Origin of the sequence: Paenibacillus sp. GCM10028914, assembly GCF_042666275.1 — a bacterium.
Classification (GTDB): domain Bacteria; phylum Bacillota; class Bacilli; order Paenibacillales; family Paenibacillaceae; genus Paenibacillus_AQ.
Window position 1 is genome coordinate 103,534 of record NZ_JBHTFO010000017.1, and the last position, 23,175, is coordinate 126,708.

19 protein-coding genes are annotated in these 23,175 nt (G+C 44.6%); 6 read left to right on the forward strand and 13 right to left on the reverse strand.

The window, feature by feature from the left end; translation table 11 throughout:
- Positions 1-215: 215 nt before the first annotated feature.
- The 3 genes from ACFQV5_RS18015 to ACFQV5_RS18025 are packed head-to-tail and all read right to left on the reverse strand — an operon-like array spanning position 216 to position 5,872.
- Positions 216-3,425, reverse strand: a complete 3,210-nt coding sequence (locus ACFQV5_RS18015; protein WP_379248757.1) for an AAA family ATPase — start codon at positions 3,423-3,425, stop codon at positions 216-218.
- A complete protein-coding gene (locus ACFQV5_RS18020) occupies positions 3,422-4,732 on the reverse strand; it encodes a metallophosphoesterase family protein (protein WP_379248758.1) in 1,311 nt (436 codons plus the stop codon). The genes ACFQV5_RS18015 and ACFQV5_RS18020 overlap by 4 nt, the downstream gene beginning before the upstream one ends.
- A gap of 15 nt (positions 4,733-4,747) precedes the next feature.
- The gene (locus tag ACFQV5_RS18025; protein WP_379248759.1) at positions 4,748-5,872 is read right to left on the reverse strand and encodes a glycosyltransferase family 4 protein; all 1,125 of its coding nucleotides are present in this window, start codon (positions 5,870-5,872) and stop codon (positions 4,748-4,750) included.
- A gap of 106 nt (positions 5,873-5,978) precedes the next feature.
- Here ACFQV5_RS18025 and ACFQV5_RS18030 point away from each other — a divergent pair, with 106 nt between their 5' ends.
- A complete protein-coding gene (locus ACFQV5_RS18030; RefSeq protein WP_379248760.1) occupies positions 5,979-7,160 on the forward strand; it encodes a GGDEF domain-containing protein in 1,182 nt (393 codons plus the stop codon).
- 74 nt (positions 7,161-7,234) lie between these two features.
- Here ACFQV5_RS18030 and ACFQV5_RS18035 read toward each other — a convergent pair whose 3' ends face one another.
- From ACFQV5_RS18035 to ACFQV5_RS18045, 3 genes are read right to left on the reverse strand one after another with little or no spacing between them, the layout of a single operon-like run.
- On the reverse strand, positions 7,235-8,035 hold the full coding sequence (locus tag ACFQV5_RS18035; protein WP_379248761.1) for a Cof-type HAD-IIB family hydrolase: 801 nt from the start codon (positions 8,033-8,035) through the stop codon (positions 7,235-7,237).
- A 19-nt stretch (positions 8,036-8,054) separates the two neighbouring features.
- Complete coding sequence (locus tag ACFQV5_RS18040; RefSeq protein ID WP_379248762.1) at positions 8,055-8,846, reverse strand: pseudouridine synthase; 792 nt, start codon at positions 8,844-8,846, stop codon at positions 8,055-8,057.
- Positions 8,843-10,432, reverse strand: a complete 1,590-nt coding sequence (locus tag ACFQV5_RS18045) for an RsmB/NOP family class I SAM-dependent RNA methyltransferase (RefSeq protein ID WP_379248763.1) — start codon at positions 10,430-10,432, stop codon at positions 8,843-8,845. The genes ACFQV5_RS18040 and ACFQV5_RS18045 overlap by 4 nt, the downstream gene beginning before the upstream one ends.
- Positions 10,433-10,568: 136 nt before the next feature.
- Here ACFQV5_RS18045 and ACFQV5_RS18050 point away from each other — a divergent pair, with 136 nt between their 5' ends.
- Complete coding sequence (locus ACFQV5_RS18050; RefSeq protein ID WP_379248764.1) at positions 10,569-11,093, forward strand: thioredoxin family protein; 525 nt, start codon at positions 10,569-10,571, stop codon at positions 11,091-11,093.
- Positions 11,090-11,551: a PCYCGC motif-containing (lipo)protein gene (locus tag ACFQV5_RS18055; protein ID WP_379248765.1), complete on the forward strand. Its 462-nt coding sequence runs from the start codon at positions 11,090-11,092 to the stop codon at positions 11,549-11,551. Before ACFQV5_RS18050 ends, ACFQV5_RS18055 begins: the two co-directional genes overlap by 4 nt.
- Before the next feature lie 159 nt (positions 11,552-11,710).
- On the opposite strand, the gene ACFQV5_RS18060 is transcribed toward ACFQV5_RS18055, so the two are convergent.
- A complete protein-coding gene (locus ACFQV5_RS18060; RefSeq protein WP_379248766.1) occupies positions 11,711-14,158 on the reverse strand; it encodes a glycoside hydrolase family 38 N-terminal domain-containing protein in 2,448 nt (815 codons plus the stop codon).
- 187 nt (positions 14,159-14,345) lie between these two features.
- On the opposite strand from ACFQV5_RS18060, the gene ACFQV5_RS18065 reads away from it, so the two are divergent.
- Positions 14,346-15,215: a helix-turn-helix domain-containing protein gene (locus ACFQV5_RS18065; RefSeq protein WP_379248767.1), complete on the forward strand. Its 870-nt coding sequence runs from the start codon at positions 14,346-14,348 to the stop codon at positions 15,213-15,215.
- A 161-nt stretch (positions 15,216-15,376) separates the two neighbouring features.
- Here ACFQV5_RS18065 and ACFQV5_RS18070 read toward each other — a convergent pair whose 3' ends face one another.
- The 3 genes from ACFQV5_RS18070 to ACFQV5_RS18080 are packed head-to-tail and all read right to left on the reverse strand — an operon-like array spanning position 15,377 to position 17,752.
- Entirely contained in the window at positions 15,377-15,820 is a 444-nt protein-coding gene (locus ACFQV5_RS18070; protein ID WP_379249429.1) for a DUF309 domain-containing protein, read from the reverse strand.
- Positions 15,810-16,631 (reverse strand): GTP diphosphokinase, encoded by an 822-nt coding sequence (yjbM, locus tag ACFQV5_RS18075; protein WP_379248768.1) that lies wholly within the window; start codon positions 16,629-16,631, stop codon positions 15,810-15,812. The genes ACFQV5_RS18070 and yjbM overlap by 11 nt, the downstream gene beginning before the upstream one ends.
- Before the next feature lie 26 nt (positions 16,632-16,657).
- Complete coding sequence (locus tag ACFQV5_RS18080; RefSeq protein ID WP_379248769.1) at positions 16,658-17,752, reverse strand: quinone-dependent dihydroorotate dehydrogenase; 1,095 nt, start codon at positions 17,750-17,752, stop codon at positions 16,658-16,660.
- 186 nt (positions 17,753-17,938) lie between these two features.
- Between ACFQV5_RS18080 and ACFQV5_RS18085 the strand changes: the two genes are divergently transcribed.
- Complete coding sequence (locus ACFQV5_RS18085) at positions 17,939-18,076, forward strand: hypothetical protein (RefSeq protein ID WP_379248770.1); 138 nt, start codon at positions 17,939-17,941, stop codon at positions 18,074-18,076.
- Here the strand turns inward: ACFQV5_RS18085 and ACFQV5_RS18090 are convergent.
- From ACFQV5_RS18090 to ACFQV5_RS18100, 3 genes are all read right to left on the reverse strand, one after another.
- Positions 18,073-19,488, reverse strand: coding sequence for a L,D-transpeptidase family protein (locus tag ACFQV5_RS18090; protein WP_379248771.1), 1,416 nt, complete (start codon positions 19,486-19,488; stop codon positions 18,073-18,075). The two genes, ACFQV5_RS18085 and ACFQV5_RS18090, sit on opposite strands and share 4 nt — an antisense overlap.
- A 193-nt stretch (positions 19,489-19,681) precedes the next feature.
- Positions 19,682-19,918, reverse strand: a complete 237-nt coding sequence (locus ACFQV5_RS18095; RefSeq protein WP_379248772.1) for a ferredoxin — start codon at positions 19,916-19,918, stop codon at positions 19,682-19,684.
- Between the two features lie 130 nt (positions 19,919-20,048).
- Positions 20,049-21,347: a DNA polymerase IV gene (locus tag ACFQV5_RS18100; RefSeq protein WP_379248773.1), complete on the reverse strand. Its 1,299-nt coding sequence runs from the start codon at positions 21,345-21,347 to the stop codon at positions 20,049-20,051.
- A 189-nt stretch (positions 21,348-21,536) separates the two neighbouring features.
- On the opposite strand from ACFQV5_RS18100, the gene cimA reads away from it, so the two are divergent.
- Positions 21,537-23,156, forward strand: a complete 1,620-nt coding sequence (gene cimA, locus ACFQV5_RS18105; RefSeq protein ID WP_379248774.1) for a citramalate synthase — start codon at positions 21,537-21,539, stop codon at positions 23,154-23,156.
- The last annotated feature ends 19 nt before the right edge of the window (positions 23,157-23,175 follow it).

The window sequence follows — 23,175 nt, forward strand, 5'->3', positions numbered from 1 at the left end:
CAGAAAACGTCTGAATCCTCAAAGCGTTTCCGGACAAGCGAAAGCATTCGCCTAAAAGCTTTCCAAAGGAAAGCTTTCTTCGGAAGCATTCGCCTTTGTGCTCTAATTTCTACCATTAACAAACTTGTTCAGGAAATTAGAGCACAAGAGCGATGGGAGGAATGATTTGTACCCGTAGCGTCTCTCAACAATAAACAGGACTCTCTCTCAAGATCTTACATCTGAATAAATTGAGCTGAAGGGTGAAGCTCTTTGATGCGCTCCACAATATGCTCATGGCAAGTCATCATAATGATCTGTCTTGTTAAAGATACTTCCGCCAGCAACTGAAGAGCATGGCTGAGCCGTTCACTATCAAAATTCACAAAAATATCATCCAACACCAGCGGTATTTTTTCTTGATCTGACATAATTTCGACCAGAGCAAGTCGCATAGCAAGGTATAGCTGCTCCGCCGTACCTCGACTAAGGCGTCCGCTCTCAATAACCGTACCGTTTCTATGCTCAACCAACAGAAGCTGATCCCCCATCCGCATCATAACACGGATATACGAACCTCCGGTTAACCGTGATAAATAGTTGGATGCGAGCTTCAGTACATGCGGCTGTTTTTCTTCTTCGTAAAATTTACGCGTCCGGCTGATCAACTCAGTCCCGATGGAACGAACAGCATATTGTACGACGATATCTTTTAAAGCAGCCTGTCTTTCCTCTAACTGCTGAAGAGTATCCTCCTGATACCCTTTTTGTTCAAGACGCTCCTTCTGCTGTAAAAGCCGACCTCGACGCTCCTGCAGCTCGTCTCTCTCCATATCTACAGCAGCAGCTGCTGCTTCTTTATCCTGACACAATCTCTCAAGTTCATGTGCATCCGACTGCTCCAGTATAAACTCCAGTTGCTCCCGATCTTCCACATTCCAGCCGCTGAACATGACAATCTCGTCGTGACGAATATGACGCTCCAATTCATCAGATCGTATAGCAGCGGCACCCAATCGAAGAAATTCTTCCGAATCCTCTGCTCCGCTAGCTTTCAGGAGATTATTCATACGTTCTTGCAAGCCGTTTCTCTCTTCCACAACTTCCGTTTCTTCATTCGACAATTCAGCCAGTCTCGCGGATAACATCTTTCTTTCCTGAATCGTCTCCTGATAGCTTACCCATTCTTTATAAAAATCTTCTAGTCGCGAAACTGCTGCTGATTCTCCTATGCCCATTTCTCGAGCAATAAGAAGACATTCCTCTTCATAGAGTTTTGCTTCTTTAGACAAGACATCCAGTTTGCCGGCAAGTATTTTTAGCTGTCTTATCCATTCATTCCCCTGTTCCACAAATCCAAGGATATCCATAACAGATTCCGGGGACAGCCGGTTCGGCAACAACCTCTCTTGAAGCCATCTATCCCACTGTTCTTCCAGCTCCACAAATCGCTTTTCTTCTTGCTGGATCACTCGCTGAATATGCGCAAGCTCCGTTTTCTGCTGGGATACCCGTTCTTCAGCTGTATTCACTTCAGCACTAAGACGCTGTAGACGATGCTGCCAGGCTTGCCAATCATCCATCATTTTTCGCAGTTCTCGTAAACGAGCTTCCATCTGTACCGGATCTAAGTGATTATGATGATAACCTCTCCCGATTCTAGGACGAAGCGCTTGCTCGCTCGTAACTGCTGCATACGGATCTTCAATCAGATCAGAAATTAGACTTATCACTTCCTGCTCCCCGGTATGATCACGTTCAATAACCTCACCGGACATCCCCGTATTCTTGAGCAGGTTTACCTCTCGCCGTGCATTCCACCATATATAAATATCACTCACCAGCAGTAGTAGTGCAGAGGCAGCCGCTGCCTCTGGAGCTCCAGTCCATAGCAGAACAGCTGGGAGCACAATCGTAATAATGGATAACCCGATCAATAACTTTCGATAAACGGGTGATATCCCTTTTCCTGTCGAAATCTCGGTCTCTTGCAGCATAGGGGAGACTGTGCCCGATTGAGTCAATCGGGCTTCTCTCCACCGTTCTGCTTCGAGCTGAAGTTTACTCCATAAAGTTAGGGTCTCCCGAGGTCCCGACGGTTTGATCATAAAAAAATGAGACTCTCCTCGTTTCGTTTCCTCCTCGAGGTTCCGCCTCGCTTCTCGTAAAGAAGATTCCGCCGCAGCCAGTGTCCGTACAGCACCTCTATGTTCCAGAGACAAGGTTTCCATACGGCGATCATACCCAGCAAACGAAGCTCCCATTCGGCGGATATCCTCCCGCTGAGAGGCTGATACCCTAAATGAAGACAAGTGCTCTGGAGTCCAAGACTCATCAATATCATGCAATATACGGTAGAGACGATCCTCAAGCATTTGGAATTCACTCTTTAATTTCTCTTGCTCAGACTGCCCCGCATCATAAAGTGGTCTTTTCGACCATAAGGCTTCGATTTTAGGGCCAAATTCCTCAAGGAGCGGATTCTCGGCCAAAAGCTCAAGTCTGGACGATATACCTGCTGAAGCTTTTTGAATCTGGGTTAAGCGGAGTTCCAAGCCTCTTTGCTCTTCACACATCATTTCCCATCGCTTCACTCCATCCAGTGGAAAAAGCGTTCGATCCGGAAGAGAGGACCGCTCAAGACGGTTCTCCTTCCATGAAAGCCATAACGCTCGAATCTCCACTGCTTTGCGGTACAATATCAGATCCTGTAAGTTACTCTGACGCTTGTGCTCCAGTGTTAACAAAGACGCATCGATCTCGCTCAAATCAGAAATAACCTGATTATAATGCATGAGATACGATCCGCTCTCAACCAGTCGTTCCCGTAATTTCTCAATTTCTTGAATAATCTTGGCGCTCTCCTGCACTCTTCCCCTTGGTTTAAACAGCTTGTCCATTTCCTGATTCAGCTTCCGCTCTGCTTGTACGATGCCACTCCCGCCACCGATACCCGCATGAAACAAAAACCGACTCATCTCCTCCGATTGAAGGGTTCGGATTTCCTGTAATTCGCTTAGCGAAATAGCAAACAACTGCCTGAACATATTCCCTGAAACACTATTCAGTAAATCCCGCTCCATCTCCTGCTGTGAAAGCTCATGAATCATGCCTTCGCAGTCCCTAAACGATATATTTAATAACTCTGACTTACTCGCGGCCGCTGATCCTTCCGCCAGTCGGTTGAAGCGCCGAATCATCCAGGTATTTCCACTCTCGTCCTGCAGTGCAAGTTCTCCGCCGTGTACGCCTCCATCATGCGGTTCCCCGCGCTGTGCAGCATGCGAACGAGCAGGGAAACCGTATAGCATAGCACGAATGAAATACAATACACTGCTCTTACCAGCCTCATTAGGGCCATATAATACTGTAAAACTACCGCTGAGCTCCAGCTCTCGCTCACGAACAGCACTGAAACCGCGTATGTTCACTCTCTGTATTCTCATGCCGAAGCACCTCCGGATTCCTGTTCATCGAGCAGCAGAATTGCTGTCAGTTCCATCGCTCTTCGCAGCCATTCCTTCTGTTCTTCTGCAGATATCCCAGAGAGCAGCAGCCTGATTTCAGCTTGCTCCATCAAAGGCTTTAAAGCTCTTCCGATCACACTATCCCTTCCTGCTTCCCCACTAAGCTCAGCTTCCGCTAAACGCAGCATCTCTCCTATAAAGCTATCTTCCTCCAGGAGATGCTCCATCTGAATTTCAGTACCAGAATCAAGACGAAAACCCTCTACCCAGACTCCACCTGCAAAACCAGCAGCACCAAACCGATTGTCTTCTCTTCGGCGGAGTTCAGTCAATATATCATCCAGAATAAAGCCATCCTCTAAATGACGGTGAACCGGACCTCTCCCCTTAATACGTATCCGCACCATACTAAGACCAGAGGTATAGGAATTCGCTATAGATGCAAGCAATTCTTCAATGTCGAGACGTAACTCTTCCGGATGGTGACAATGATCAATAGAGACCTCCTTATCAAACCAACGGACGGTGTCCAGCTCATGAAAATTCATGTCTACGGTTCCAGCCTCATTCACATCGATCACATAACAGCCCTTCGATCCGGTCTCCCGGATATGTCTCCCTTGTATGTTGCCCGGATACACAATATAAGGTGATTCTTGCAATATCCGACGAGAATGAATATGTCCTAGTGCCCAGTAATGGTATCCTGACGAGATTAGATCCTTCTTCGTACATGGAGCATACGTTTCGTGCTCCTGATCTCCGTCTACATTGGCATGCAGAAGACCAATATGAAACAGATCTGAGTCGGTTGCTCTTTTGTCGTATCTTAGCGATATATTTTCAGTTACCTTAGACGTTGGATAAGACATCCCGGTAATTACAGCAACCTCCCGCCCATCATTCCGGCGAACCGCAGTTACCGTTTCAGGCTCTGAACCGAAGATATGCACTAAAGGTGGCATCGTCACCGCCAGTCTAGGACTATCCAGAGGATCATGATTTCCATGAATGATATACACAGGTATTTGTTCTTCATCTAGCACCTGAAGCGCCTCCATAAAACGAAGCTGAGCCCTCAGTGAGGTATTCGAACTGTCATAGATATCCCCGCTTATAACGACGAAATCGACCCTCTCTGTGACCGCCAGCTGTACTAGACGGTTCAAAGCAATAAAGGTCGATTGCTGTAAATGTTTACGGATACGATCTGTCAAACCGGACATGCCCGCGAACGGGCTGTCCAGATGAAGATCCGCTGCATGAATAAAACGGAAGGGAAGCATGTTACATCCTCTTTCTCACGATTGATATTTCAAATATAGTTTTTTGAGCTCATTGACTGATTTGGTGAGTGAATACTGATTCTTCGCTTTATCCCAGGCCGTGCGTGCAAGCTCATAGCGGTACTGTGGATCAGCAATAACCTTTTCGAGTGCTTCGCTTAGTGCCATATAATCCTCTGAAGGCACAAGCAATCCATTAACACCATCCTGGATCTGCTCTGCAATCCCTCCAACATCGCTTCCTACAAGCGCCAGGCAACTGAGGGCCGCTTCTGCAAAGACGGAACCAAACGCCTCTGCTCGTGATGGAAGTACAAAAATATCAAAGAAAGGCATAAACTCTTCCGGATGCAAAGTATAGCCATAAAAAATCGTTTCTTGATAAATGCCGAGCTCCTTAGCCAAGTCCTCCAGCTCTTGTCTCGACGGGCCATCGCCAATAATGTGAAGTACATAATCGTACCCCTTATGCTTCAATTCTGCACATGCTTTCAGCAGCACATCCAGTCCTTTTGCAGGAACAAGACGACATACCGTTATTAGCTGTGGCACTTCATTCTCATGCGGCACAGGCTTAAACCGCTTCTCATCAAATCCATTCCGAATAATGCCAATGGAGTCTGGATATTGAACGTATGAGGACAAATAATCAGCAAAAGATCGAGATACCGTAAGAAGCTGTTCACTAACGTGCTCCAGCTCTTTATATAATGAGGTCAAAAAACGATGTTCCAAACTATTTTCTTTTATCTTTCCATTTAAAATCAGTTCGCGCTCGTAACTGGAATGGATTGTCTGAATGAGCGGAGTATCAGGGAAGACTGCTTTCATCGCCAGACCTGCGATCGGATGATGTGCATGAATCAGGTCGTAAGGCTTTTTAATCCGAAGCCGGACCCACCATATGTAATCAACGTAAGTTTGAATATACTTTCGAACAATAGAGCTTTGCTCGTATTCCTTCCAGTCAAATGTATGAAATAAGGGTTCCTCTTGTCCTTTGTTGCGGATCCTTTTAGGTAGCCAGAATATATCCATATCCCAGCGAGAAGAATTAAAGCGGTCCTGCAAATGAGGGATCATCGAAGAGACGCCTCCCGGCTGTTCAGGAGGGAAAAATAAAGCCTGTAGTAATTTCATGGAGATCTCCCTTTCTGTATGTCTCTTTTCAGACACTTTTAAATTATGATATATTGGAACATATGTTTCAGTAAAGGAAAATAAATCCTTCAGGAGTCTGATTCCATTGCCATCGCCTAGTAATCCAAGCTTGCTGGCTGCTTTCCCGATCTTTACGATCATGGCCATATGCGGTACCTATTTAGCTGTATTGATGCTGATCATGTGTTTACTTATATATAACAAACAACGGAAGAAAGCTTATATTTACATGGCAGCCGCATTCTTCTTTATTATGACATATGAAGGTCTGAACATCCATCAGGCATTCTCGGGAAAAGTTATTTTTGACGCTGGTTTACGCCCGCTTCAACTCTTCTCGTTTGTCTTGTTAAATATGTCTGTATTGTTATTATATCGGCGTGTCCGTCGGGCCCGTTACTGGTTGCCCATCCTGGCTTCAGCAATATTAGGGTTGCCGCTCTTTTTTATAGAATACTTCGGCCCCTTATGGATGTCCCTTTATTTGGACCTCTTTGAATGGGTTGTCATTTACATAAGTTTTAAAAAGATAGCGCCTCGCATAGGTCAACAGTTTAAATATTTCATTGGACTTTGCATTTACGCCCTTTGGGCTGTCATTCGTATGATTGAGCGATATTCCAGCACAGATGAAGGACATGGGATCATGTTCAGCGTTGTTGCCGTCCTCCCGATTGTATTTTACAGCATTATATTCTTCATCCTTATTCAACGTATCATTGAATTAATGCAATCGATATACAGATCTTCTATCACTGACGGACTGACCGGGCTCTACAATCGCCGTTATTTCATGAAAAACCTTCAGCATTATGTAACACAAGGATTAAAAATATCCGCTATCTTTTGTGATATTGATAATTTCAAGAAGCTGAATGACACCGAGGGTCATGCACGCGCCGATGAAGTCTTACAGCAAGTCTCCACGATCATGGAAGAAGAGCTTGAGGGTATCGGACTCACCGGACGATATGGAGGAGAAGAATTAGTCGCTCTAGTTGTAAGCCGTGGAACTCGAGTGTCTCAAGTCGCTGAAAGAATTCGATCCCGCGTTGCTGATGAGACAATCGTAACGATCAGTGTCGGATACAGTTCTCTTCGAAAAGGCATCGATGCTGACACACTGATGAAGCAGGCGGACCAAGCTATGTACATGTCCAAAACCAGCGGCAAAAACCGAGTTACCGATTATCGCAGCTTATCCTCGACCAGCGCTTTCACACGAAGCTATGAACTAACGCTAATGGAAGAGAACCAAACCCGGTAACCCTTATCGGTTTCAAAAAAAGCCTCCGCCTCTCACTCCAAGGATGAGAGGGTGGAGACTTCCGAATTAGTTTTTTAAGACAAGCAATATTTCATTAACGCTTCATGCACACCATCTTCATTATTGGATGACGTAATCGCATTTGCTGCAGCCTTTACTTCAACCGGAGAATTATCCATAGCAATCCCCATTCCAGCAAATGTAAGCATCGTAATATCATTATAATAATTACCGATAGCCAGAATCTCTTCAGGCTTCACTCCACGTCTGGTAGCCAGCTGCTTCAGGGCATTACCCTTGGAAGCTTCCTCGTGCATCAAATCAATGAAGAACTCACCACTGCGAAGCATATTAAACACCGGTGTCCAATTACTCCAATCCTTGAATACAGCGTCCAACTCAGCAGCTTCACCAAAAGCCGTAAATTTTACAACGGGTTCAGCTAGCTCATCCCATGTCGGCAAATTAGACGGAAGCATAAGAAAGTTTTCGTACATATGACGAACTGGACCTGCTAATGCGTCTACGTTGTCTACATACATCTCAAATGCCGTATTTACATCAAAATGAACTCCCTTTTCCCGGCAATAATCCATAAATGGATTCAAAGCCTTCTTATCCATCTCGAATTGATGAACGATATTACGAGTCTCTACTTCAACTGTTGCAGCTCCATTATGGCTGATGACATAACCGCCCAATCCCATTTTCTCCATAAAAGGAATGCTGTTCTGGGGACCGCGTCCAGTACAGAGCACAATTTCAATCCCCTGTTTTGAAGCTTCCATCACCGTATTCATCGTACGCTCTGTCATGATATGATCATCATTTAACAGTGTTCCGTCTACGTCCAGTGCTACCAGTTTATAAGTCATGTCTCCACCCATCCTTTATTTATATCTCTCTATTTTTTTGATTTTCTAACAACTCAGGTGTCGAAGGCTTTCCGAGCAACGTCAGCTCTTCTGCTGTAAGTTCTCGGTAAGAACCAATTGGAAGAGATTCATCCAGTTTTAGTTCGCCCATTTGCACCCTTTTAAGGTAAACTACTTTTTTGCCAACCGCTTCAAACATCCGCTTCACCTGATGGAACTTGCCTTCATGAATAATCAGTGAGATCTTAGACAACGGTCCATCCTCCAGCTCCTCAACAGACAAAATGGACAATTCCGCTGGCAGCGTTACATATCCGTCGTCTAGAGTAACACCTTGAGAGAAATGAATGACATCCTCCTCCGTTACCCGTCCCGCTACATCTGCTTCATACGTTTTGGGTACATGCTTCCGCGGAGACAAAAGCTCATGTGCAAGCTTCCCGTCATTCGTGAGCAACAAGAGTCCTTCTGTATCTTTATCCAGCCTTCCCACTGGAAACGGCTCATAAATCAAATAAGACTTATCCAGTAAATCCAGTACGGTTCGATCCCTCATATCTTCAGTTGCAGAGATAACACCGGGAGGCTTGTGGAGCATTAAGTACACAAACTCCTTATAGAGGATCTTTTCACCCTCGATTTCAATGACATCGTGATAAGGATCCACGTGCATTCCTGGATCTTTCGCAGGCGAACCGTTAACAATGATTCCACCTTGCTTGACCACTTTTTTCAATTCGGCACGAGAGCCGTAACCCATATTGGAGAGCACTTTATCTAGCCTTTGGGTCGATCTCCCCTTGGCACTCATATTGATGTCCACCTCCAGCCTGCAGGATACTCATTTTTCAGCATTCCAGGTTGCTGCCACTTGCCCCATCCGGCTGCATACCCATCTATACATACTAACACATAGCCTTTAGGGTCGGCGACTGACTCCAGATGAATTCGATCTGCAGAAATCTCAAGTGTCTCCCCTTTCAAATACCGCACAGCTTCTCCGGTCTGAGTAAGAAGATTAACCGATCTGCCAGACTCACTAGGTTGAAGTGCAGTAGCTAGTGGATGTCCAGGCACAAACCGACCATTCTTGATTTGGCCCATATACCAACCTGCACGTACCGTTTTCAGACCTTTCAACCGACTCTCCGGCAAAGGAGAAAGGTATATATTGTTCCCATATACAATAGGATATCCTGCGGATATGTCCAGATTTAGCTGTTCTCGAACAAACTCATAAAAAGGTTCAAGCGAAGCCGCTTCGTTTCCTTTACGGCCATGATCCGTTTGTCCATCGCCACGTTTTTGGCCTGAAGCCTTTTTATCCTTTATACGAGCTGTTTTTCCTCTTGTCTCCGAACGATTTTCTTTCTTCGAGGAAATTGAAATCGCTCGCTCTGCTTCCATATTAGTTATATCCACATATTCATCTGGCGCTCCATCTCGCTGGAGAACAGCCATGAAATGACCTTCACCCTTAACTCGATGCGGCCACAAGCGAGCAGTCCCTTCAGTCTGTTGGATAAACGAAGCATAATCCTGTCCGTTAACTCCGCTCTGCTTAGGGGTTTGCTTCTCAAGCCACTGCGCTTCTCCTGGTGAGAACCACTCGGAGTCACCAATAGGGACTACTGAAAACTCCGAATGGTCCTGCAGAAAAGCAGCTATCATTCCTTCATTCTCTTCTGGAGAAAAGGTACAAGTGGAATAAACAAGTGTTCCTCCTTTACTAAGCATCTTAGCAGCGGAGAACAATATCTCTCTTTGCATTTCCGCATACTTAAGTGGTGCAGATTCATTCCAATATTTGAGCATATCTTCATCCTTACGGAACATCCCTTCTCCAGAGCAAGGAGCATCGATCAGAATCTTGGTGAAGAATTCAGGGAAAGCTTCCGCAATTCGATCTGGACTTTCGTTAAGAACGATCGCGTTTCTAACGCCGTACATCTCTACATTTTTAGCCAGCGCTTTTGTTCGATCTGGATGCAGATCATTCGTGATCAGCATCCCCGAGCCCGCAAGCTTCGCAGCGATCTGGGTTGATTTCCCGCCTGGTGCAGCACAGAGATCAAGTACACGATCACCCGGCTCCACCCCAAGTAACTCAACTGGCGCCATCGCGCTAGGCTCCTGAATGTAGTACAGACCAGCATGGTAGTAAGGATGACGTCCTGGCCTTGTCCCTTCTTCAACATAGTATCCCGTTTCTGCCCAAGGTATAGGTTCCAGTGCAAACGGAGAGATTTTCTCAAACTGTTCTTTCTGAATCTTCAAAGTATTTATACGAATACCTGCGTATGGAGCTTGTCCATAGGATTGTTTGAAATCTTTAAAATCATCGCCAAGAAGGGATTCCATCTTAGCTTCAAAAGACGCTGGGAGTTGAAAAGCCATATATCTACCTACCTATCCTAAAGAGTATGAGTAGCGGATTCTAATGAGTTCCACTATGACATTTAGTATTGTATAATAAAATACATTAATAGGGACATGCCCTAATAATACTAATTCGATTCATGGGGGTGAGTAATTGAACCGTAAGAAGAAAAAATTCACAGGACTTTATATGTTTGGCGGCGCTTTAGTTTTTCTCATCGGATTGCTTGCATTCTTAAACACTCAGGGTGAAGAAAGCGAACTCTACGGAGGCAAGAAAGTAGCGGATTTGAACCCTGCCACGAAAGCAATTCTTGATGATCCCAATTATCAACAAGTCATTCTACCGGATGATCTAAGCAAAAAAATAGAGAACAAAGAAAGCTTTTTTGTTTATTTTTTCGCATCAGATTGTCCTAGCTGTCAAGCAACTACACCTCAACTGATGCCACTTGCTAAGGAAAGTGGAGCGTTCCTTCATCAGTACAATTTGCGTGAATTCCAAGAAGGGTTCAGACAATACAATATTGAGTATACCCCAACCCTCGTATTCTTCGAAAATGGCGTAGAAAAAGAACGTCTAGTCGGCGGAATCACAGCGGAGCCCGTGGAAGGCGGCAACACAGCGGAAGCCTTCACACAATTTTTCGAAAAATATAAGGGAAGTGTGAAACCATGAGACGAACACATTCCTTTATCATTACGGGATTGATCGGCACACTTCTGTTATCCGGATGTGGAGGTAAAGAGTCTGCTCTATCCCACCATCATGGTCTTGACTCCGAGAATTACGAAATGACAGCTTCTGTCACAGTCATGCCTGAACTTTTATCCGTTTATACAGATAATACACAAGCTTCCTACGCTGCTGTAGGAGAAATTGAAGACATTCTTAAGGAATTGAAATGTTACTGCGGATGTATGGATGATAACCAGAAGCTGCACGACTCCCTTCATCGCTGTTTCATTGCCGAGAAGAATGACGAAGGCGTAAAGTGGACTGACCATGGTGCGCAATGCGGCACCTGCCTATCTGAGCTTCAGGATGCAAAGCGCCTGAATGAAGAAGGAAAGTCGATCGAGGAAATAAAGGATTTTATTGATAACAAATATAAAGGGACTGCACCTCAGGTTTAATACGGTGCTGTTCCTTAAGCCCTTTCATTCATAAATTGATATACCAATAGTAAAGAAGCGAAGCTTTCATTGTTCTTTGAAAGCTTCGCTTCATGATATCAAGGCTATTTACGAAAATTCAGTCTTTAATTAGCAGAACTTTGCATCTTTCACACAAGATTATTGCGTTCTCCAGGATAGCAAGGTGCCATTCATACCTCGGCAAGCTGTCATTGCCTTATCAGGTGTATTATATGCCTCTCCCCAGGCAACATAGTATCTGAATTCATAAAAGCCGCCTAAGGTTGCCGCAAAGTTAGTCTCCCAATAATTGTTCATCGTCCAAGAATATAGATGTGCCGGATCGTTTGCCAGCTTAGGATGACCACTCAGTAAACGTGATTCATACTCTAAAGAACCAAGCTGAACAAGCGGTGTATCAGGCATAGCAATAACAACCCCTCCTGAATCACCTACGTAAGCAGCACCTTCTCCGACGCAATAATAATCTGCCAGTGAGCCCGGCAGTTGGTCAATACGAGGTCGTACTAAAGCTCCTGCTTTGTCAATCCACAGTTGTTCGTTTTTTCCTCCGATGCCACTTCCAAATGGTAATGACACATACAAATTCTCAGGGTCCCAGACACTATCTTTGTGCATTCTTACTGCAATATCAACGCGCGGACGATCTGCATAAGCCTTAATGTGCAATGAGTAATGACTGCAGCCATCCACGCTATATGTCAGTTGAACTGTGCCATATACGGTACCATTCTCGATCACATTTGATGAAACAAGCTTACCAACAGACACCAGGGCATCCGGACCTTTTCGATTGCGTCCCATTTTTCTTCGCACTTCCATCATATTCTCTATACCATTCGCTTTTGTGATATCGTAAACAGGTGTGAAGGCATCATGAAGCCGATCCGTACGTAGTAAATCCTGACTTGTGCGTTTATCAATCCATTTCGTAATGCCATGACCTTTCTTCCAGTCTATACGAACAAAAGGTGTTTCTAGGTAGGTTGGTGTAACCACCATGTCTTGCTCCTCTGGAGGCATGATGTCCATCATTCGGTCGGAACCGACATAATCATGACGAAATGCGGTCTTCATTGGAAGTCCTGTTAGAGGCTGAATTATTATCTTGCGTTCCTCTTTAGGTTGAAGCATTACAGGCACGCTAACGATAATACCTCGATGAGTATTGACCATCTGGGAAGGATAGACCTCTCCATTTTGCTCATCTATCACTTTGAATCCATCCTTGATAAGATCATAATGCCAACCTTCCATAATCAACTGAGCAATTTCTGACTGCGCATAGTTATGCGGGTTACAAATTGTAAATCGCAGCGGACGGTCAGGTGCCAGAAGTGCATCACCCTTGGCTTCTAGAATGTCGTAAAGCGCTGTATGTGCAAGCATACTTGCCCGAGCAGCATAAGCTTCCTTCCTTACACCAAGCTCCTGCACAAAAGGATTCCAAGGCTCACTGACAGAAGAATGATAGCCCCAAGTATGCTCGGCAAAGAGTGCCAGTTCATATTCCATTTCTTGAAATCTTTCTGCAGAAATGATCTTCTGCTCCGCATCCAATTGTTTCACCTTATGATATACACGCTGTGCTTCACGGAATACCTGTACATGTTTTGGAGTCGTACATGCTCCATCTGTCCACCAGTCCGGCCAATCGCCGCGATATACTGGAATGGCATCCGGATTCTGTTCAACATACTCACGAACCTCAGCGAAGAAATTATCCAGTGTAGCTGGTACAATACAGATGTCTTCACCATGCTTCTCGTTCCAAGCATTGACGAATTCCATCATTTGGGCATTCGGTGAACCATTATCCGTTGGAAGGCCTGACACCATAACTGGAGCAAAAGGCATATCTAAACCTTCTTCCTCCAATCGCTCGATATAGCGTTTAATCCGTATCTCCGCTACTTCAAACGATACGCCCTTACTTGTGTCTAGACCATCTTTAATCGTATAGGAACCGCCAAGACCCGGCATTAAGCCTAGATCGTTCCCTAACATGTAATGCTCGCCATTCCAAGTCAATATACGATCGCCTTTCGGAGTCTCCCACCAGAAGGGCATTTGCTTTTTCCATAAAGGAAACATCGAATGATGCGTATGGATACAGGTAATCAGATTTTGAATGCCTGCGTCCGCCAGTACCTGCCCGTATCCCCAACCAAACCCGGTAATATCAGCGGTCATTGCAGAATGCACAGGTGTTTGTATGCTCTTCCCATAGTCTGTAATACGCTTGATCACAGCTTCAAGAACTTCCTCACTGATCAGCTCACCAAAATTGAGATAAGTTCCGGATAAACCAATCGTCCCGTGCTGTATTGCTCGTTTCAGTTGTTCTTTCTCCTGCTCAGTCGCCTTTTCTAAAAAAGACTCTACGGGCCAGAATGTCTCGCATACCCACTTATAACCTTTCCAATCTGGACGTCTGCCGGTCTCGATTTCTTCAAAGATGTGTAAAGCTTGTCGGATGTAATTAACGTGGTATTGCTGAATTTTTTCCTGTCTTTCGGTATAACCAACGTCCGTATGTGAATGTTGGATCACAAATAGCTTCCACGGTTTTCTAGAGTTTGTCATGTGAATAGCACCCTTCGATTTAGGATCATTTATGAATAATAAACTTGAGAAATCCAATCTTCTACCTTCACCCTCAATTGTAATTTAACTAAATAGTACGGTGTATTCATTGAGTTGACTTCCTTGATCGTATCTAATAGGATCAGAAACATTAAAGACTTAGAATATGAATTAAGGATTGATACATATGGGTATAAATAACGAGCGCTGGGTTTATCATTACGGAGATCATTCTAAGCTGGAAAATCTAACCGAATTTGTTCTGCTCGGTTATGATCATTTCACCAAAGCTTCGCCTCTGAGTGATCATGTACATGAGAATGATTATGAGTTCGTTTATATTGAACAAGGGGCTGTGACCTGGGAGGTTAATGACGAGACCTATCATACACGCGCACAGCAATTATTTCGTACATGGCCTGGAGAAAGGCATAGAGCCCGTTTCAACTTTATAGAGCCATGCACAATATGGTGGATGATTATTAAGGATCCCATTTATTTTTCTGAGTGGTTCTCGTTAAAAGGAGAGGAATTGAAACAATTCAATCAAATACTACAACAGCAGCCACGAATCATCTCAACAAACAAAACGATCGAGGAGACTTTCCGAAGATTAAGAACCATAATTGAGCAGCCGGAATCTATGCTTCTGGAGTATCAAGTACGTCATCACGTGCTGGATGTGCTCCTTCATTTGATGCGCTCTTTTCAGACCTCTATATACTCTACTGACATACGTGATTTCACAGTAGCATTGACCGAACGTATTAAATCTGATCCAACTCTCAGACTTTCAACTGAAAAACTAGCTGCTGAGTTTGGTTTGAGTGAATCGCATTTTTATCGTGTGTTTCGTGAGACTAATGGAGTATCACCAGCTTCTTATATGGAACGTGTACGGATGGATTGTGCGTGTCATTTTCTCCAAAAATCATCGTCGTCTATTACAGATATAGCTCTAGATTTGGGATTTAAAACGAGTCAACACTTTGCGACGGTATTTAAAAAATATATCGGAATGCCCCCCAGAGAATGGCGTCGTCAGGATCATACCTGAGATCTAAACACTTAGTTGTTTCTTTCAATGTCAATGAAGCATTTTATACAACATAAAAAATGCTCCTCTAGAATTCCATCAGTTCACCTAAAGATGAAACTAATGTTGTTCTAGAGGAGCATTTCTATTAAGATCACAACTTATTTAGCCGACTTCTTGCCTCAATGTCTCACAGCGCGCTGCGGACCACGGCGCTGCGGGACAATTGGTTTGATCTCTTTCGAGGCTTTAGTAACAATCGCTAGTAGCTCGGGATCGACAATATCAATCGTTAGATCATAGTAAGCAAACGGCAGACTTTCAAAGCTCGCCAACCTTTTCGCATAAATTTCAATCTCACGTACCAGTTTTGCCAGATCGATGCCAAGCTCTTGTTCTCCATACGGCTTTAGCTTTGTAAAGGCACTGTTCATCATTTTAAATCCACCGGGTACATTACCATTCCGGAAATGATACAGTCCAACAGCAACCTGCAACAATCCTTTATAGCGAGGATCCTTATCCCGTGCTAACCATAACTCCTCGAGTACCTCATGGCATTCGAAGTAGTCACGGTCCCGGTTGAAGTAGATCAAGTAAGCAACGTACAACGACTCATATTTCATGATCAAGATCTTTCTTTTTAGCGTCCACCAAAAGCTTCTTGACCTCTGCGAGCAGTTCCTTCACTGCTTCCATATCATGGTCCTGACCTTCCTGCCAGATCTTATTAAACCGTTCTTGATAATCAATAGCTTCATTGACCAGATGATAGAAATACAATTGGTGTACTGCCTTAAGGAATTGAGAAGTAATATTAGAGTTATCCTCAAACTGCTTCTGTGCTTCCAATATATCTTCACGGATACTCGACATTTCATTATCCAATGTGTTGGCAGCTTCTGCTGCTTTTTTCAAGCGAATTCGAATTTCGTCCGGAAGGCTTTCCCGGTATTTATAACTTAGAGAATGTTCAATCGTTGCCCAGAAATTCATCGCAAGCGTTCGCACCTGAATTTCAGCTAGTACGATCTTTTGTCCTAACGCTGTCTGAACCGGATATTCCACAATCATGTGGAAACTGCGATACCCACTGTCTTTATAATTAGTTATATAGTCTTTCTCATAAACGACTTTCAAGTCTTTTCTTCTACGAATGTACTCAGCTACACGCCGAATATCTTCAACAAATTGACACATGATGCGGATCCCGGCAATATCTTCAATTCCGGTTTCCAATTGATCCATCGGAACATTAAGCCGTTTGGCCTTATCCAGAATACTAGATAAGCGTTTGACCCGTCCGGTCACGAATTCGATTGGTGCATACTCTTCTCGTTTCTTTAATTCAGAGCGCATAGTCTTGAATTTCACTTTCAATTCTTCAACGGCCTGTTCATACGGAAGTAAAAATGTCCCCCAGTCTCTACCGTCCATCAATCGTGCCTCCTGTCTTTAACCCTTTAGCGGTGATTTGCCCCTACTGCTTCAGATATATGTGAATATCCATCACGCTTCAGCAATTCTCTCAAGCCAGCATGCAGCCTTCGATTCACCTCGGGTCCCTCATAGATGAGTGCTGTATAAATTTCAACTAAACTTGCGCCAGCACGTATTTTGTCATACGCATCTTTGGCAGTAAAAACCCCCCCAGAGCCGATAATCGGCAGGGAGCCACGAGTCTGTTGATATATTCTTGAGACGATTTCTGTCGATCTATCGCGCAACGGCTTGCCACTTAGGCCGCCCGTTTCCTTTGCGTTATCATGAGTTAAACCATCTCGTGACAACGTTGTGTTCGTTGCAATAATGCCAGATACCCCACTGCGGGAAATCGTATCAACCATATATTCAAGTTCCCCGTCACTTACGTCAGGAGCGATTTTAACCAGAATGGATTTGTGCACACCATGGATCTTAGCTTGACGTGACATCTCATTCATGACCGCTTCAAGCAAGGAGGATAGTTCGCTACCATGCTGCAGGCTCCGCAGATCCGGTGTATTCGGAGAACTGATATTCACAACAAAGAAATCTCCGTAAGCATACAGCTCCCGGATACACGCTTCATAATCTTGATGCGCATCCTCGTTAGGTGTAACCTTGTTCTTCCCGATATTCACAGCGACGGGAATAGGGCGTTCCTTCAGTGCAGCCAATCTGCTAGCCATTGCCTCTGCACCTTCATTATTAAAGCCCATTCGATTAATGAGCGCTTCATCCGAAGGGAGTCTGAACAACCGGGGAAGCTCATTGCCTGACTGTCCCTTCGGTGTTACCGTCCCCACTTCCATAAAACCAAAGCCGATGGAGGAGAACCCTCTTACAGCTTGCCCGTTCTTATCTAACCCAGCAGCAAGCCCTACCGGTGTAGGGAAATGTAAACCGAACAGGTCTACAGCAAGATCAGATGTTTCTTTTACTCCATACATCCCCCGCATCGCAGCTTCGGCTCCCGGAAGCATCACAGAACGTCCGAGTCCACCAATGACAAGATGGTGAGCCTTTTCCGGATCCAATTTGAAAAATAAAGGTTTGCCTATGTTACGGTACAGCACATCCATTCTTCCTCTCGTGGCTTATAATTTCTCTAACATTCAGTTTATCCGTTTCTGATGCAAAAAGAAAGTTTTCTTCCACTTTCGGGCACCAGTCCTTCACTCCCTTATTGTAGCATTTCTGGGACAAACCCTTTACAATATAAGCGAGGATAAACGATTAAATCGAAGAAGAGGGGAATGGATATGTCAGCTAAGCGCAAACCACCGACACTGCAGCAGAAAAAAGAAGAAGTCAACAAAAAAGCTATTCTGTGGATCGGCACAGGCATCTCTCTGTTAATCATTCTGATCATCGTTTTAATTATTGTTTCCCAGCCTTAATCTAGCCAGTGATATACTTTGCGGGGGTTACTCTGTTCAGTGGTATGGTTGAGTGTAAATCGCTGTTTCGGCGCTACCAGTTCACCTGGCAGAACCCCTTCTCCAATCTTCACTGTGGTTCCCATAGGAACCAAATCAAATAACTCTTCTACATCCCTTCCATGCATTCGAATACATCCCTCTGACACATTGCCCCCAATACTTTCAATATCTTTAGTTCCATGAATGGCATAGTTCGAATCTGAAAGCTGCATTCCCCGAGAACCGTAAGTACCCGTCGCGGATCCGTTTGGATTCATCACCTTATCACTAATTTTGAATTGTCCCAGCGGGGTTTTATTATCACGCCCAAGCCCGACTTCATAATTCCTAATTAATACAGAACCACTTACCACGGCTAGCCGATGATTTTTACGGTCAATAATAACCTCCAATGGCTGCTTAAAAAATGCCTGTCCATCCGGAGAAGATCCATACCCCTCAGGCATAGCCCTCTTTGTTTGATCACTCCCCTGTTGATCCACTTTCCCGGGCTCCTTTATTGGCATTTCTATATCCGTTAGTATCGGAAACAAACGTTTCATTTGAGGGGATTGTCCAGATAGCCAGTTATTCGGAAATGGTTGCGATAATTCATCCAGACTTGTTGGCAATCTGTTGTTACGTTCTCGAAAATGCTGAATGGCCCCAGATAGGACAGCATGCTGAACCTGAACTTCCGCCCAACGCTCAGAAGCCAACTTCAAGCTGCTGTCATCCAACGGCTTACAGTCGCAAGCTGACTCTACTCCTTTATAAGGTTGAATTCCAATGACCCCAGATTCATTGCGATGTATACCGTACAAGACGGGCATCTTCTCAGACCATATTTCAAAGCGCCCGGATCGCTCCATTCCAAGTGCTACGGTCCAAGCGGGGAGACTGTTCGACGCAGTCAATAGCTGAGGCAAGGCGTCGGACCACTTTCTGTCATGGGCTGATACAGCAGTGAATAACGGACCCGTCCTTTCTTCGTGGGTATTTCTTCTATCGTCCGTAAAGAGAGACTCCTCTGGATCACTGATCTCATTAATTGTAAAATCGCCTGCCGGAATTCCTACAGGGTCAATTTCAGAAGGCGGAAGCAGAATCAACAGTATTAACACAGCAGCCAGGAGTATACGTCTAATTCTTTTACTCTTCTTATCCTTTTCACTTTCGAGTTGAAGAAGTCTAAGCTCATAATTTTTCCATATATCGGACGGCACCTTACTCAGCTCAAATGCCTCGTACACTTCTTCCGCACGGTTGAAGCAGTAATTAGCTTTCCCCTGCTCCCCATTTGCTGCATAATCCTTGCCTAACAAATACCAAGCCATCTTATTATCAGGATGTGTCTCCACATAACGTTTGAGGTACAACGAATTGTTCATCAGAACCTCCGTCTATCATTGTTTATTCATATATTTTGTTTATCGGCAAATTTCCCACCTTTCTGAATTCCTCCTCTTTTCACACTGATATATGTCATCTGAATACAAACAAAAGACGCCTCTGCCGGTAAGCAGAGACGCCTAGATACTTCCTTATAATAAAACCCTACGGACTTGCCGTAGAAAATGATTACTATTCGCTAAAAGGTTCGTCAGCAACCCGAATGGAGTCCGTTGGGCAACCGTCACATGCATCTTCCATGTCTTCGTACATGTCCTCAGGAATTTCCGTTACGCCACGGTTATTGTCACCTTCGTAGATCACTTCAGCCAGACCTTCATCGTCATAATCATAAATATCGGGTGCTGTTGCTCCGCAAGCGCCGCAAGCAATGCAGGTATCTTTATCTACCCATGTGTACTTCGCCATAGTTTCCTCTGCCTCCTGTATATCTAAAACATAGCTAAACGGTGCACAATTCGCATAGCACCAACTATCATATTAATACAATTTTTTTGGGAACACAAATGATTTTCACAACTTTGTAAGGTATTATACGTTATTCCTGTTCCGGTTTACGTTCCGTGTTTCTCACAAAATCCATCTGAAGTGATGTTCCCCTGACTTTGTGATTACGAATCAATGCGGATGGATCATCCCCGAGCATACCCGCTGTCAACACTGCACTTTCCCCAAATTTATTGCGCAGCTCGTCCATTACTTTTGTCAACGACTCTTTCTTAGGCTGCTTCTCATAATCAAAAAGATCCAATTGTATCGCCGATTCCTCACGGTTGCTCAATTGCTGAAGTGTAATTCCTAACAATCGAAGTGGCTTCTGGTCATTCCAATGCTTCTCGTACAATAAACAGGCTTCCCGGTAAATATCTTCTGTATTCTCTGTAGGTGTTGCCAACTGACGGGATCTCGTAATGGTCTTCATATCCGGCGTTCTAAGCGTAAGCTGAATTCCTCCTGTCATCAACTCCTGTTTCCGAAGTCTTCGCGCAACCTGATCACTTAGATTTAACAGAACACGCCTTACATCCTCGGATGAGGTAATGTCTGCAGGCAAAGTCGTCGTATGTCCTATTGATTTACTTTGCTCGCGGACTGCATTCACGGGAGAATGATCCAAACCGTTGGCAGCCTGCTTCATCCAACTTCCCATAACGCCAAAAGCTCCCTTAAGCAGATTTTCGTCTGCTGCTGCCAGCTCACCAATCGTTGTTATATTAAGCTTTTTCAGCTTCTCAGCCGTTTTGGATCCTATGCCAAATAATTCTCCACAAGGTCGACCCCACAGTACCTTAGGCACATCTCGAATACGTAGAATTGAAATCCCGTTCGGCTTCTTCATGTCGGACCCCATCTTAGCCAAAAGCTTGTTCGGAGCAATACCGATTGAACAAGGTAATGACAACTCCTCTCGAATTCGGCTCTGGATCTCCTCTGCGATCTCGAGTGGAGTTCCAAACTGCTTGGAGCCTGTAATATCAAGATAACACTCATCAATCGAGGTCGCTTCAAGCAAAGGCGTATATGCATATGCTATGTTCATAAAAGCATTGGAGTATTTTCGATACAAATGAAAGTTAGGCTTAATAAGAATCAAATCCGGATAAATTTTCAGTGCTTGGCGCACATTCATTCCGGTTCTTATTCCCATGCTTCGGGCTGCATAAGAACATGTAACAATAACCCCTTTGCGCAGTTCCACGCTGCCCGCGACAGCCGTCGGTTGTCCCTGGTAACGCTCCGGCTCCTCCGCCTCATGAACAGAACAGTAAAAAGCGTTCATATCCACATGGAGAATGACACGGCCGCTTGCAGGGTAGTAATTGTTAATGTTTCCCACTGTTACATCCCTTCTTCTTCATTATTATTTCAAATCTATTTCAGCATATCGTTTCTCCTCACTCTAGATCAATAAAGTCAGGATCATCGGAAAAGTTTCAATTCTTTGTCACTTTGCCGTAAGAAAATGCTATAATACAACATTATATCACTTCTACGGTCCATCCCGGACTTGCAAAAGGAGGACATCATGTCTAAGTCTATTTCTATCTTTGATACGACACTTCGCGACGGTACCCAAGGCGAAGGAATCAGCTTATCGGCGGATGACAAAATCAAAATCGCCAAAAAGCTGGATGCTCTTGGTGTCCACTATATTGAAGGCGGCATCCCGGGAAGCAACAGCAAAGACATCGAATTTTTCAAAAGAGTTCAAGAGCTCGGTCTGACATCAAAAGTAACGGCATTCGGCAGCACACGCCGCAAAGGTTCCATTGCTGATAAAGATGCTAATTTGCACCGGATTCTCGAATCCGGCGTCAGAGCAGCTACACTTGTCGGGAAATCATGGGACTTTCATGTTCATACCGCTTTACAGACGACTCTTGACGAGAATCTTGCGATGATTTTTGATTCCATTGCTTTCCTGAAACAACAGGGCCTTGAAGTGATTTTCGATGCGGAGCATTTCTTCGACGGATTTAAGCATAATCCGGAGTACGCTGTCTCGGTATTATCCAAAGCCCGTGAAGCAGGTGCTGATTGGCTCGTTATGTGCGATACCAACGGAGGTAGTCTTCCTCATGAAGTTCACGAAATCATAACTTCATTGCACGGATTCCTGCCTGGAGCTCCACTTGGTATTCATACACATAACGACTGTGAATTAGCCGTTGCAAACACATTAAGCGCTGTACAAGCTGGCGTACGCCATGTACAAGGAACAATGAATGGCTATGGTGAAAGATGTGGCAATGCTAACCTATGCTCCATTATTCCAAATCTTCAACTTAAACTCGGGTATGACTGTATTGGGGAAGATAGCCTTCGCCAACTCACGAATACCGCACGTTATGTAAGTGAAGTTGCGAACGTGAATATGCCAGTTAACCAGCCTTACGTTGGTAATGCAGCATTCGCCCATAAAGGCGGCATTCATGTCTCTGCAATTTTACGTGATTCCAGAACGTACGAGCATATTGAGCCAGAAAAGGTTGGCAACAAACAACGAGTCCTCGTCTCTGAACTTGCAGGCCAAAGTAACCTTGTCTCCAAGGCACAGGACATGGGTCTAAATTTCGACCCAAGCAGTGAGCAGTCTAAGCACGTAATCGGCAAAATCAAAGATTTGGAACATCAGGGATACCAGTTTGAAGGAGCAGATGCTTCGCTTGAACTTCTCCTCCGGGAAGCTAACGGTGATCTCCAGGAATTGTTCATCTTTGAATCTTTCAAAATGCTTGTTGAGAAAACTGCAGGGCGTCCAGTTGTATCCGAAGCTTTCGTAAAGATTAATGTTGCAGGTCAAAGCATCTATACAGCCGGCGAAGGCACAGGTCCTGTAAACGCCTTGGATAACGCACTGAGAAAGGCTTTGCTGCAGTATTTCCCTTCCTTGAAAGACATGCACCTGTCAGACTATAAGGTTCGTGTACTCGACGATAAAGATGCTACAGCAGGCACTGTACGAGTATTAATCGAGTCCAGAGATTTCGAAGATTCTTGGAGTACGGTAGGTGTTTCAAGTAACGTCATTGAAGCAAGTTGGGAGGCTCTTGTCGATAGTATGCGCTACGCACTTCTCGGCCAGATTTCTCCATCCCAGACGGAAGATGAGTCACCACCACGTCAAGGACTACTTAATCACTAAACTTAAACTTTTAAACTCC